We start from the raw sequence: 13438 nt of genomic DNA, 5'->3' as shown, positions 1-13438 counted from the left end.
AGGAATGTGATACGCGCCGAATTACGCGTATCCGTAGGTTCGCTCGATGGCTTTGCGGCTGGTTCGCCAAAAGCGAATTCCCAGCAGGATTGAAGCCGTTCCCAAGCCGATACAGACACCGGTCCAATAACCGTATACCCCCCAGAAGCTCTCTCCCAGCCAGTAGGCGGTAGAAAGCCCCACCAGCCAATAGGAAAATAGCTGTATAAACATGGGCGCACTGGTGTCCTTATATCCGCGCAATGCGCCCCAGGTCATTGCCTGGGTGACATCCACCAGCTGGAATGCGGCACACAGCAACAGCAGGTTGGTGGCCACCGCAATAATTTCTTCATTGCTGGTGTAGGCCTGAACAAACAGGGTGCGCAGGGTAATCAAAAGTACACCGGTGCCCAGTGCGTAGATTAGGCCGCTACTGATACCCACTTTGCCACAGAAGCGCGCGCGCTTTGGTCGTCCCTGACCGAGTAGTTGGGCGGTGCGGATACTCAGGGCCTGGGCCAGTGCCAGTGCGACCAAGTAAAAAATCGAGCCCACGTTCATGCCGATCTGATGGGCGGCGACAATGGCTGCGCCATAGGGGGCAAGCAAAATGGTAAGACTGGCAAAAAAAGTAACTTCACTGGCCGCACCCACACAAATTGGCAGGCCAACTGCGAGCAAGTGGCGCAGGGTTGGCCAGTGAGGGCGAGGCGGCAACAACCTAAGTTTAAGCTTGTGGTAGACCGGATCGGTGTTCGCGTGCCAGAAGAGTGCCAGTGCGATCAGGCAGCTGACCGCTGCGGTAGCCCATCCGCATCCCGCTCCTCCCATTGCCGGTAAGGGGCCAGCACCAAACACCAAAAGAATATCCAGGGGAATATTTAAAATTGCGGCAGTGATATAGATGCGCATTACCGGGCGCACTTGTCCCATACCCTCACAGTAACCGCGCAACGCCGTGCCGAGTGCAAAAGGCAGGGTGCCGACAGTCAGGGCCAGTACATAGCCCTCCATCACTTTGCGAACAGGCTCTTCCGTGTCTATCCAGTGACTCCAGATAGGAACCGCTAGCAGGGCGGAAAACACCAGAATGCCACCGATCAGTGCGATCCACAGCGCCTGGTGCAGTTGCCTGGCGCAGCCAGCTTCATCGCGGCCACCGCGCAAGTGTGCAACAACCGGGGAGATAGCAGCGAGCAGGCCGATTAATGTCACTGCGCAAACAGCCCAAATACTGGCTCCCAACGCGAGGCCGGCAAGACTCACTTCCCCGGCGCGTCCTGCTACCAGAGTATCAACAACTCCCATGCTTACCACGGCCAGGTTACTGACCACCAGAGGGCCTCCCAGGGTGGTTAGGTGCGACAATTCGGTTTTAGTGGCATTTCGGTAAAGCTTGAACAATGAAAAACCTGAGCTCTTGTTACTGTTTTCGATAGAGGGTTCTGGGGGTTGGGCTAATTTTGACAAAAAATTAATCCTGCGGGGGAGTGTTAACAGACCTTAACCTTCGCAATGCACGCAGGCAGCTGAAAACGGTCGGAGGGTCAAAGTTCGGAAAGGCTTTCAGTCTGCTTGGGAGCAGGCGGGACAACACCGCAAAAAGGTCCGACATTCTACGGCACAAACGGTGCCTGCGCCCAGTGCCGATTACGGACTTTCCTCAAGTAGTTTGGCCACAATTTCGGGCTTATTGATGATGCAGTCGTGGTTTATTTCCGCTTCCCGATATGTCCACCCGGATATCTGCTTAGCCTTGTGGCTACTGTAGACGGCTGGTGGGTATTCGGGTTGGGTACAGTGAATGAAAGTACACGGCGGGCCCTGCTCAGGAGAGCGTTTTAAGTGGATGGGATCCAGTAACGTTTTGATGGGGTGCGGGGTCATACGGCGTTTTAGCCAGTTGATATCATCTGGCTGGGTTATCCCCAAGGCTTCTGGTGGTGGAGGCATAATACAGAGAGTACCGTCGATATCCTGTGCCTGCTTGAGCCGCTGCTCTTCAATACCGCTGGGGAGTTGGCTGCTGAATGGGCGCCCGGGCTCTGGAACAGCGCCATCCAGGTAGATCAAGCGGTGCACCCGCTCGGGCAGAGCGTCGGCGGCACCGGTTGCGGCCATCCCTCCAAAACTGTGGCCCACAAGGGTCACTTGCTGCAACTCCTCCCAAAGGATTGTATTGATAAGGTCCTGGATAAAAGTGTCCAGACCAACAGAGGGAGAGAGTAGGTGTTTGCGCTCTCCCAGGCCACTGTGGGTGGGGGTGAATACTCGGTGCCCATTCTCCTGCAAAAGGTGGGCGACCCTGCTCCAACACCAGCCTCCATGAAATAGCCCGTGGACCAGCACGTAAGTTTTTCCCACCGGATTACTCTCTAATTACTTGAGTTCTGCAAGCATAGATGTGCACCTCTGGGGAGGGCATAACCTGGTGCTATGGGAGGGATGAAATTAGAAAGGTTGCTGGGTACCGGGGTCGTGTAAGATGGCGTCATCGTTGCCATTTTGGCTTCTTCGGTCGTATAAGAAAGATAATGAAAATATGGTCATTGAGGTATCTCTTCTCGGCACCCTGCTAATTGCAATGCTAATCCTGATCGTCGGCTACTACCTGTCGCACGTTATTCCATTTTTGAACCGCAATAGTATTCCCGAACCGGTAGTGGGAGGGCTGATATTTTCACTGTTAGCGGCGCTCGGTTACACACTGTTTGATGTTTCTTTCTCATTTGATATGAGCATGAAAAACCTGCTAATGGTGATGTTCTTTACCACAGTCGGTTTGGCGGCCAGTGTTAAATTGTTGATTAAGGGTGGACCTAAAGTCGTGCTGTTTCTCGGCGTGGCCACTGTGATGCTGATAGTGCAGAACCTAATCGGGGTGCTGATGGCCAAGTCGGCGGATATGCACCCGCTGTTTGGCTTGGTGATGGGGTCGGTCACCCTATCGGGCGGCCACGGCAATGGAGCTACCTATGCAGATTTATTCAGCAATATCTATAACCTGCAGGGGGTGCTGGAAATCGCCATGGCAACAGCAACTTTCGGTCTGGTGTTAGGTGGATTAATTGGCGGGCCGGTCACTGAGCGTCTTATTCGCAAGCACAACCTCAAGCCCACGGCAGGCAAAGACCATAGCGATAATATGGTGACCTACGACGTTGACGACAAAGATACGGTCACTCCACGACGGATGATGGAGACCCTGTTTTTGCTTGTTGGGTGCATGTTGGCTGGAGGTGGCCTGCACGGCTTGCTAGTGGAGGCCGGGCTGGTTATCCCAGCTTTTCTAATACCGTTGCTACTGGCAGTGTTCGTTACCAATTTGTTGGATTTTACAGGCCGCTATCGGGTCAGCACAGCCTGTGTTGATCTGTGGGGCACTATGTCGCTGTCAATTTTTCTTGCGATGGCGATGATGTCTTTGCGGGTGTGGGAGTTGTTCAGTCTGGCCGGGCCTATGTTGCTGATTATTGGTGTTCAGGCTATTGCGGTGATGATGTTCTGTTACTTTGTGACGTTTCGGGTCATGGGAAAAACCTATGATGCGGCCATTATCGCCGGGGGGCACTGTGGTTTTGCGATGGGGGCAACTCCCACGGCTGTTGCCAATATGGAAGCTCTGGTGTCGCGTCACGGGCCATCGCCACAAGCCTTTTTGGTTGTGCCGTTGGTAGGGGCATTTTTTATTGATATTACTAACGCCCTGGTTATTCAGCTCTTTATGGGCTTGTCGTGGATATTTTAGAGGGGGCTGCGAGTGATTTGCTTTTTGAAAAAACGTTGTGTCGCACTGGTGTTTACCCTGTTGTTGCCGATGGTACTGCCTGGCTGCTCGAGAGGGCCTGCGATATCGGAGTTGCAGGGTAACCTGCAGGCGCAGCTCGATAGCACCTTTGGCGATGGGTTGTGGGAGGTGCAGCGCTTTAAGCGTTACGGCTCCCAGCCATGGATGGGAAATTCTGATGGCGAGAGCGATCAATGGGTGTTTTATTATCATGCGGAGTTGCAATTGCGCCGTGAGTGGCGTTTTGCGGCGTGGGATGGCCAGGGGCGCAGCCCTCTGCATCACCTGTTGAACGCAGCGGAGAGGGGAGTCGAGGGGTTGGAGGCCAATGGCAACCTGCCTGGAGATAGTATTTCGGTGCACGGTTTCGCGCTCTATCGGCAGGGTGGCAAAGGGTGGTCTGCTGTTCCTGTCGATTCGGTGGATGGTCTGAAGGTAGCACTGAGTTCTAGCATAGAGCAGACAGCCGATTGACGTCTTGGTGATAGCCTTTCGCGATGATATTACCGTGGAGCTATCGTAATTTTTTGGCTGCAGGGTTAGCTGGCCCGCAGAGCGCTAAAAGCCTTTTTGATGTCTTCAACAAAGTCTGCTGCAGTTTTGGAAAGCGGCTGGTTGGCATGATGGAAGCACTTCAGTTTAAATTCAATCGGTGGGTTAAAAGGTGTGCAGACCACCTCGCCACGATTATCTGCTGCAGCAGTAAACTCATCAAAAATGGAATAACCGAGTCCCCGCGCAACCAGATTTTTGGCCAGGTAATAAGTCTGTGCCTGAATGGAGGTCTTGGGCATAATGTTTTCTGCAGAAAAACGTTGGCTCAGTAGGTCGCCCAGGGGCCCGGTATTGGAAATTGAGATAAAGCCCTCTTTATCGATATCGCTTAGTTTAATTTGCTCTCGCTCGCTGCTGGCCGGGTCTGCCGGAGCGATATGCACCAGTTGCCCGGTGCCAATTTCTATGGCTTCAATACTGGGGTGGTCTCGGTCAGTAAATACCAAGGCTAAGTCATTTTCGTATTCGTAGAGTGATTCTATCGCTTGATCGTAGTGCTTCGTTTTAACATCGAAGGTCACATTAGGAAATTTTTTGTGGTAGTGCTTAATCGCATCAGGCAGGAGATTCAGGCCCAGTGCAGGCATACAAACTACACGAATATGACCGTGAGTGTGCTCTTTTAAATTTTCTGCTGTTTTCTTGATAGCACTGATTTGCTGGTAAATCTTGCGGACTTCTTCAATTAGCGAGTGGGCTTCGGAAGTTGAGACCAGTTTTCCCTTCACCCGTAAGAATAATTTGAATCCAAGCTGCATCTCTGCATGGCTCAATACTTTACTGACCGATGGCTGAGATACGTTCAGTAATTTGGCTGCATCGGAAATGGAGCCTGTGTTGTATACAGCATGGAAGACTTCAATATGACGTAGGCGCATTTCAGACCCATATTATTATAAAAGCTTTGGGTGATAGACACAGGTTATATGTGCCTTAATTAAAGTCAATAGATGATAAAGATATTTTCAGCATAATTACATTTCGGGTTAAGGGCCGAGTAAAACACTTTCCCACAACAGCTAAAAAATAAGAGGGGATTGAAATGGCATTTTTAAAACGATCTAAGCTCAGTTCATTTTTCAGGCAAAACCTAGTATCCAGTTGCTCACTTCTGGTAATGGCACCGTTAGTGGTGGCAGCAGCCGAGGAAAATACTGAGTCTAGTGCACTTGAGGAGGTCGCTGTCGTCGGTAGCCAAATCAAAGGAGCCGATGTTGAAGGCACTCTGCCGGTATCGGTTATTGGCGAAGAGGATATTGCACTCATGGGTGCGGCTTCCGGGGATGAGTTGTTGCGCTCTATCCCGCAGATGGGTCAAGTTGGTTTTAACGAATCGGTGACAACCGGGGTAAATGCGGCGCGTGGGGATGTAAATTCCATTAATCTGCGCAGTATTGGAACCGGCAATACCCTGGTGCTGCTAAACGGCCGCCGTATGGTATTGCACCCCGGCACGCAGACCGAAAACTATATTCCTGTGGTGACCGTGAACTCCAATACCCTGCCAGTCAATGGCCTGGAGCGGGTAGAGGTATTGCGCGATGGCGCCGCCGCACTTTACGGGGCGGATGCAGTTGCCGGGGTGGTCAATTATGTGATGAAGAAGGACTATGACGGCGCTATGCTCAATATGCGCTACGGTTCTTCAGTGGGTACTGAACTCGATGAATTCACAGTTAATGGCGCTAACGGTTTTGAATTTAATGACGGTGCTACCAAGCTGAATTTGACCGGAACCTACTATAGTAAAAATGGTTTCTATGCGAGCGAGCGCGATTATTCAGCCAATTCCGATCTTCGCGGCTTTTTTACCGGCGACTCTCTGTTTGAGGGGGATACCAGCCTTGATAACCGCTCGAGCATCCACGGTTGGGGTGCCTTTGATTTTGATGATCTGGGTCTGCTGCATGTTCGTCCAACCGATTTGGTGCAGGACGATGGCTCGAGTGTCGGTGAGAGTGATTGTTCCTATTCCCTGAGTGATTCTGATATTTGTCTGGATGATGGCAGTGGAGATCGCGCACTGCGCGGCAACCGAAACTCTGTGCGGATGTTGTCACCAGATTCTGAACGGATCAATTTATTTAGTTTCTTGACCCACGAACTGGAAAACGGCTCGGAATTTTATACTGAGCTGGGCTATTACAGAGCGGAAGTTGATCGGGTGCGTGAAGCGGCCGGCCTGCTCTCGAATAGTCGTTTTGAAGTGCCGGCGGATTACTACTGGAACCCCTTTGGCCCCGTATATTTTGATGATGGCACTCTCAATCCCAATCGAATTGTACCTGCCGGTGATGAGAATGTACCGGATGAGGGGCTCGGCTTTACTCTGACAACCTTCACCCCCTACGACGTTGGGCTGCGCAAGATTAATGTGGTGGACACCAGCTATCGGTTTGTGAGTGGCTTGCGCGGTAACTGGGGTGATTGGGATTGGGATACTGGCTTGGTTTACAGTGAGGCCGAGACCATAGACAGCACCGATAACCGGGTCAGTCACAGCCTGTTTCAACAGTCGCTAATGCTCGACACCGAAGATGCCTACAACCTCTTCAGCGGTCTGGATGTGGATGACCCAACCAGTCTCACCGATCCCACGCCAAACTCTGAGGCGGTACTGGATACATTCCGTATCAATGTGAAAAGACAGAGTCAAACCTCTCTGGCCCTGGCAGATTTCAAAGTCTCTAATGCCAACCTGTTCAGCCTGCAGGCTGGGGATGTGGGCCTGGCTGCAGGTATTGAATGGCGCGAAGAGAGCTTTGATGAGAATCGCGATGACCGTTCCGATGGCACTATCCAGTTTACCGATGAGGTGACCGGTGAGTTGGTGAATGTCAGTGACATTATGGGCAGTAGTGCATCGCCGGATGCCGATGGCTCGCGCCGGGTGATGTCCCTGTATGCGGAAATGTTGGTGCCGCTCTTGCGCGACCTTCCCCTGGTAGACAGCCTGGATATGCAGTTAGCGTTACGCCACGAAAACTTCTCAGATGTGGGCAGTGTGACCAAGCCCAAGTTAGCCCTCTCGTGGTACGTCAATGATTGGTTTCAAATTCGCGGCGCCTACTCCGAAGGCTTCCGTGCACCCAACCTGATGCAATTGCACCAGGGGGCTATATCCGTAGTGAATACCCGTACCGATCCGGTGACCGGGGAATCGGTGGGCTTGGAAGAGCAGCGCCTGGGTAATGCCGATCTGCAGCCAGAGGAAAACTGGAGTCATACTTACGGTTTTGTTCTAACTCCATTTGATGGTTTCACCTTTACCGCTGATTACTGGGATATTAGACAAGAGGGTGTGGTAGGCATTCTCGGTGCGAGCAATGGTTTGGCTCTGGATGCGGTGTTGCGTGAGCAGGGTTCATACAACCCCAATGTCATTCGCGCAGAAACCACTGATGGTTCAGTGGGGGAGCCTATTTTATTCCTGGATGAATATCTCAATTTGGACCCGCGCGAAATCAGTGGTATGGACTTTAGCGCGATGTATTCCTTCGATACTGACATCGGCAACTTTGACCTGAAGTGGAATGGTGCTTATCTCATCAAATTTGATCAGGACCCCAGTGAGGAAATGCAAATTCTGATTGATGCTGGAGAAGTGGCCACCAATGCCGGCAGCCTGATCGGTGAGGATGGTCGTCCCCGCTGGCGCTCCACGCTGTCAATGAATTGGCGTCAGGATCAGTGGGGAGCAGGTGTTTTTGCCCAGTACACCAGTGCTGTGACGGATACCAGTACCCTGGCTGACAGCGATACTGCTGCACCGGATACCGCACTGCCTGTCGATAGCTATACAACGGTTAATGCTAATGTGGACTATCGCTTTGTCGGTGGAATGAGGGATGGCTTAAGGGTTCGTTTGGGTATGAATAATATCTTTGACGAAGAGCCAGATATTGCCGATGAACAAATGGGGTATTTCGGCAGCCTTTATTCCAATCGCGGCCGCTATGTCTACCTCGATGTGGCAAAGAACTTTTAACGCGCTTTGTTGATGGATATTAACGGGGGGTAACTCCCCCCCTTTTTTCTCGAAGCTCTGTCTGAGTCGGTACTATTACCGCGACTTCTTAGGTGTACCCGATAGAGCCTTCGACGCTTTAAATACAATCAGTGACGATGACAACATAAGAAGAGGTTGTAGTTTTGACCATTCGTAAGCACACAGCTGTCAGCTTGATATCGACGCTGCTCGCCGTGTTGTCTCCTCTCAGCTTTGCCGCCAGTGGTCCTTACAATATGGGCCGGGATGGGATTGTTCGCTATGAGGATGTCTTTCACCCAGTGGTGGGTCGCAGTGCGATGGTGGCCACACAAAATGCACTGGCGAGCGATGTCGGTGTGCAGATTCTGGATGCCGGTGGCAATGCAGTAGACGCGGCGGTTGCAATCGGGTTCGCGCTAGCGGTGACACTGCCGCGAGCAGGTAATTTGGGTGGCGGTGGCTTTATGCTGGTTCACCTCGCCGACGGTAAAAAAACGGTTGCAATCGACTATCGCGAGACAGCCCCAAGTGGAGCTTCGGCCGCAGATTTTCTTCACTGGGATGGCAGCAAAAATAGAGAGACCAGCCGCAGCTGGCACGCTATAGGTGTCCCTGGCACTGTGGCCGGGTTACACCGGGCATGGCGGGATCACGGTAGTGGTAAGCTCAGTTGGTCGCAGTTGTTACAGCCGGCGATAACGCTGGCAGCCAAGGGCTTTGCAGTCAATTACGACCTGGCCCAGCTGTTGCAGGCAAAAAGTGAGTGGCTGCGACAGGATGCCGCTACTGCAAAAGCGTATTTTAAGGCGGATGGCAGCAGCTATCGAGCTGGAGAAATACTGCTTCAGACTGACCTGGCTTGGTCGTTAAAGCAAATTGCCAAACACGGCCCAAAGGCTTTTTACCAGGGGGCCATTGCTGACAAAATTGTTACGGCCATGCAGCGGCAAGGTGGCCATATTGACCGTGAAGATTTAGCCGGCTATGCCGTGAAGTACAGAACCCCGGTGGTGGGTGATTACCGTGGCTATCAGGTTGTCTCAATGCCGCCGCCCAGTTCCGGTGGTGTGGCGATTATTGAAACACTGAATATTCTCGAGCAGTTCCCCCTGGAGCAATGGGGGCGATCCGCACAGACTTTTCACGTAATGACCGAGGCGATGAAGCGCAGCTTTGCCGATCGCGGTCAGCACTTGGCCGACCCAGATTTTTACCCGGTTCCACAGCAATGGTTAATCGATAAAAAGCGTGCAGGCCAGCTTGCAGCAACGATCAAACTCGACCGCGCGACGCCGTCGGAGCAACTCGGCGGACACAGTTTGCCAGAGGAAAGCCCCTCGACCACACACTTTTCGGTGATCGATGCTGAAGGTAATGCAGTATCCAATACCTACACCTTGGCTAATTCTTTTGGCACCGGCCATATGGTTGAGGGAACGGGGATATTGATGAATAACCAGGTGTATACCTTTTCTGTTCAGGCGGATGTTGAAGGGGCGACGGGTTTTTCTGCAAGTAAGGCAAATCGGTTGGAATCGGGTAAGCGCCCGGTCAGTTCGCAGTCACCTACGATCGTGCTGAAAGAAGGCAAACCTTTTTTGCTGGTAGGTAGCCCTGGCGGCAGCCGCATTATCAATGTGGTGACACAGGTAATTAGCAATGTCATTGATCATGGAATGAATGTTGCTGAGGCCACCAATGAGCGGCGAATTCATCACCAGTGGCTGCCGGATGTTCTCGAGGTTGAACCGGGTTTTAATCGCGACAGTATGGCGCTGTTAAGAGCTAAAGGGCATACCGTTGAGGAGACGCGGACTATGGGCAGTAGCCAATCGATTATGGTGCGCGATGGCTATTATTTTGGGGCCTCAGACCCCCGCCGGCCCAATGCCAAAACCGTTGGGCTGGATTAAATAAATGCAGTTTGTTGGGGTAGATCCCTGGGAATATATAAAGTGAATAATAATTTTTGCTTTTTTATAAAGCGTTAATTCGGGGGAGCGAATTGCAATGAATGATTATGAGTTTATTGATGAATATGCAACTGATGGTGTTGCCGTAAACCTCGATAATGAACTGCTGACAAAAGCAGCAATTCAGCAGGGGCTTCTGAGTGAGGAGGAGCCATTGGCCGGTTTTGTGGATATTGCCGGGGTGGAGAACACGGTACAATCTTTACATCAGGCTTTCCCAAAACATTTTACGCATCATTTTGCAGTCAAAGCCAACGGCATGTCGGCGGTATTAAAACTGCTGAAAAAACTTGGCATGAGTGCCGAAACGGCAAGTCCCGGTGAATTGCAGCAGGCCCTGAATGCCGGTTTTTCTGCCGATCAGATTGTGTTTGATGAGCCGGCAAAAACCTTCGGATTGATTCGCCGGGTTTTATCGCTGGGTGCTACTTTACATATCGATAATTTTGATGAAATGTCGCGGGTGCAAGAGATTCTCGGCGATGACCATGCTCGCGGCGAGCTGGGGTATAGAATTAATCCCCAAGTGGGCAGTGGTCAGATTAAGGCGATGAGTACCGCAGGGCTACACTCCAAGTTTGGTGTGGCTCTAGATGATCGCGGCAATCGCGAGCGTATTATTAATGACTATTTAAACTACCCCTGGCTCAATACAATCCATACCCATGTTGGCTCCCAGGGCTGCCCCTTTTATTTAATGGCAGAGGGGATCGCCAAAGTAGTGGCGTTGGCAAAGGAGATCAACAAGCGTGCCGGAGAGCAGCGTATTCGTTCAATTGATATTGGCGGGGGGCTACGGGTAAATTTTTACAGTGATAAAGTGACACCCACCTACCTGCAGTACGCCGACTTCCTGAAAGAGGAAGTTCCCGAATTATTCACCGGCGAGTTTAAGGTGAAAACTGAATTTGGCCGTGCGGTGATGGCAAAAAATGGCTGTATTTTATCTCGAGTGGAATACGCTAAAAACAGTGGCGGAAGGCATATCGTCACCACTCACGCCGGTGCCCAAATTGCCGCGCGCACTATTTTTATGCCGGAGGCTTGGCCTCTGCGCCTATCCTCTTTCGATAGTAGCGGTGTCTGTAAGACGCAAAACTTTATTGAGCAGGATATTGCTGGCCCCTGCTGTTTCTCGGGGGATGTCATCGCCAACCGGAGGGTAATACCAAAACTTGATAGTGGCGATTATGTAATGCTCCACGATACTGGTGCATATTATTTTTCCAACCCATTTTATTATAACTCCCTACCGGCACCGGCGGTTTACGGTTATCGGATTAGCGCTGCAGGTGCAGTGCAATTTGAACAATATCGGGCTCCGCAAACGCTTGGCGAGATGATGCAGGTAGTGGGTTAAAAATAAGAGCGAGAAGAATTATGTTGATGGTTGAGAAAAGCAAACAATTGATATCATCATTTCTGCTGACAACACTGCTGATCGTGTCTGTGACGGGTGAGGCGGCAAGTCATGTGGATGAAAGTGCAGCGATAATCCGCTATGACAGTATTCATCACCCGGTAATCGGTACTGGTGGAATGGTGTCAAGCCAACGCGAGTTGGCCAGTGAAATTGGTGCAGATATTCTTCGTCGGGGCGGCAACGCGGTGGATGCGGCAGTGGCCACAGGGATTGCCTTGGCAGTAACTTTACCCAGGGCCGGGAACCTTGGCGGTGGTGGATTTATGCTGGTCTACCTCGCTAAAGAGAATAAGGTGGTGGCGCTCGATTATCGCGAGATGGCACCGGCAGCAGCTCACCGGGATATGTATCTGGATTCTGAGGGAAATGTGGATACCAGAAAAGCCCGCTTCAGCCACCTCTCATCAGGGGTGCCTGGCACTGTGGCGGGACTGGCCCATGCTCTGGAAAAGTATGGGACCATGAGTTGGCAAGAAGTTGTGGCTCCCTCGATAGAACTGGCAGAAAAAGGTTTTGTGGTCTCCTATGATTTGGCGGAGAACCTGAAAAGTCGTCAGGCCTGGCTCACTGCCAATACGGCCACAGCAAAAGCCTACTACAAGCGCGGTGGTATTCCCTATGAGCCCGGCGAAGTATTGGTGCAAAAGGATTTGGCCTGGAGCTTAAAACAGCTGGCGCAAGACGGCCCGGAGGCTTTTTACCAGGGCGCAATCGCCGATAAAATTGTTACGGCGATGCAAGAGGGGGGTGGCCTGATTACCCGCGATGACCTGGCCAACTACCGGGTGCAAGAGCGCGAGCCGGTCGCTACCGATTACCGTGGCTATCAAGTGGTATCGATGCCGCCAACCAGCTCCGGCGGTGTTCATATTATTCAGATGCTCAACATTCTGGAGCAGTTTCCGATCGGTAAAATGGGGGCGGGCAGTGCCGATGCGACCCATCTGCTGGCGGAGGCGATGAAGCGCGCTTATGCGGATCGCAGTGAACACCTCGGCGATCCTGATCACTTTGCCGTACCGATTGCCGGTATCACCAGTAAAGCCTACGCGCGGGAATTGGCCGAGGGTATTTCACTGGCGAGTGCGACCCCCTCAGCAAAAATCCATGCGGGCAACCCCGCGCCCTATGAAAGCCCTGACACCACCCATTTTTCTGTTATGGATGCGCAGGGTAACGCGGTGTCTAATACCTATACCCTTAATTTTTCCTACGGTTCGGGAATCGTTATCCCAGGTACCGGTATTTTGATGAATAATGAGATGGACGATTTTTCCGCGAAGCCTGGTGTGCCCAACGCCTTTGGCCTGGTGGGAGGGGAGGCCAATGCCATTGCCGCGCGCAAGCGCCCATTGAGCTCAATGACACCGACCATGATATTTCGCGAGGGCAAACCCTATGTGGTAACTGGCAGCCCGGGAGGCAGCCGTATTATCACTACGGTGTTGCAGGTGTTGGTCAATGTTATGGACCACCAAATGAATATTGCCGATGCGGTCCACGCGCCCAGAATTCACCATCAATGGCTGCCGGACCAATTGGAACTGGAGCCTGGCTTTAGTCCGGATACGATCAAACTGTTGCTGCAAAAAGGGCAGAAGGTGAAACAGGGGCGGACCATGGGCAGTGTGCAGTCCATTATGTGGAAGGAGGGATTGTTTTATGGTGCCTCTGACCCCCGCCGTCCCGATGCTGGAACAGTCGCTGTGCAGTAAGCGCAGCGCGCC

The 13438-nt window shown here is 52.0% G+C and carries 9 protein-coding genes; 6 read left to right on the top strand and 3 right to left on the bottom strand.

All coding sequences use genetic code 11. The features are described 5' to 3' along the window. Window positions 1-21: 21 nt before the first annotated feature. Both ACJJIW_RS01190 and ACJJIW_RS01185 read right to left on the bottom strand, forming a co-directional pair. Window positions 22-1452, bottom strand: coding sequence for an MATE family efflux transporter (locus tag ACJJIW_RS01190; RefSeq protein WP_444936497.1), 1431 nt, complete (start codon window positions 1450-1452; stop codon window positions 22-24). 180 nt (window positions 1453-1632) lie between these two features. Beyond that, window positions 1633-2346 (bottom strand): alpha/beta fold hydrolase, encoded by a 714-nt coding sequence (locus ACJJIW_RS01185; protein WP_282933933.1) that lies wholly within the window; start codon window positions 2344-2346, stop codon window positions 1633-1635. 121 nt (window positions 2347-2467) lie between these two features. Between ACJJIW_RS01185 and gltS the strand changes: the two genes are divergently transcribed. Together gltS and ACJJIW_RS01175 are read left to right on the top strand one after the other, a co-directional pair. Further along, window positions 2468-3730 (top strand): sodium/glutamate symporter, encoded by a 1263-nt coding sequence (gene gltS / locus ACJJIW_RS01180; protein WP_444892997.1) that lies wholly within the window; start codon window positions 2468-2470, stop codon window positions 3728-3730. A 24-nt stretch (window positions 3731-3754) separates the two neighbouring features. Next, complete coding sequence (locus tag ACJJIW_RS01175) at window positions 3755-4243, top strand: hypothetical protein (RefSeq protein ID WP_282933931.1); 489 nt, start codon at window positions 3755-3757, stop codon at window positions 4241-4243. Between the two features lie 65 nt (window positions 4244-4308). Here the strand turns inward: ACJJIW_RS01175 and ACJJIW_RS01170 are convergent, their stop codons facing one another. Then, a complete protein-coding gene (locus ACJJIW_RS01170; RefSeq protein ID WP_282933930.1) occupies window positions 4309-5202 on the bottom strand; it encodes a LysR family transcriptional regulator in 894 nt (297 codons plus the stop codon). Window positions 5203-5366: 164 nt separating this feature from the next. On the opposite strand from ACJJIW_RS01170, the gene ACJJIW_RS01165 reads away from it, so the two are divergent. From ACJJIW_RS01165 to ggt (ACJJIW_RS01150), 4 genes are all read left to right on the top strand, one after another. After that, entirely contained in the window at window positions 5367-8312 is a 2946-nt protein-coding gene (locus ACJJIW_RS01165; RefSeq protein WP_444936496.1) for a TonB-dependent receptor domain-containing protein, read from the top strand. Between the two features lie 164 nt (window positions 8313-8476). Next, window positions 8477-10228: a gamma-glutamyltransferase gene (ggt, locus tag ACJJIW_RS01160; protein ID WP_444936495.1), complete on the top strand. Its 1752-nt coding sequence runs from the start codon at window positions 8477-8479 to the stop codon at window positions 10226-10228. A gap of 97 nt (window positions 10229-10325) precedes the next feature. Further along, complete coding sequence (locus tag ACJJIW_RS01155) at window positions 10326-11648, top strand: type III PLP-dependent enzyme domain-containing protein (RefSeq protein ID WP_282933927.1); 1323 nt, start codon at window positions 10326-10328, stop codon at window positions 11646-11648. Window positions 11649-11674: 26 nt separating this feature from the next. After that, window positions 11675-13426: a gamma-glutamyltransferase gene (ggt, locus tag ACJJIW_RS01150; RefSeq protein WP_282933926.1), complete on the top strand. Its 1752-nt coding sequence runs from the start codon at window positions 11675-11677 to the stop codon at window positions 13424-13426. Window positions 13427-13438 lie beyond the last annotated feature (12 nt).

This window comes from Microbulbifer maximicatervae (SeqCode), from assembly GCF_052467815.1.
This window is presented reverse-complemented; position numbering and strand designations above follow the sequence as displayed.

Coding starts and splice junctions, on each gene's coding strand:
- ACJJIW_RS01155 (WP_282933927.1), top strand. CDS start 10,326: ATGAATGATTATGAGTTTATTGATGAATATGCAACTGATGGTGTTGCC.
- ggt (WP_282933926.1), top strand. CDS start 11,675: ATGGTTGAGAAAAGCAAACAATTGATATCATCATTTCTGCTGACAACA.
- ACJJIW_RS01170 (WP_282933930.1), bottom strand. CDS start 5,202: ATGCGCCTACGTCATATTGAAGTCTTCCATGCTGTATACAACACAGGC.
- gltS (WP_444892997.1), top strand. CDS start 2,468: ATGGCGTCATCGTTGCCATTTTGGCTTCTTCGGTCGTATAAGAAAGAT.
- ACJJIW_RS01165 (WP_444936496.1), top strand. CDS start 5,367: ATGGCATTTTTAAAACGATCTAAGCTCAGTTCATTTTTCAGGCAAAAC.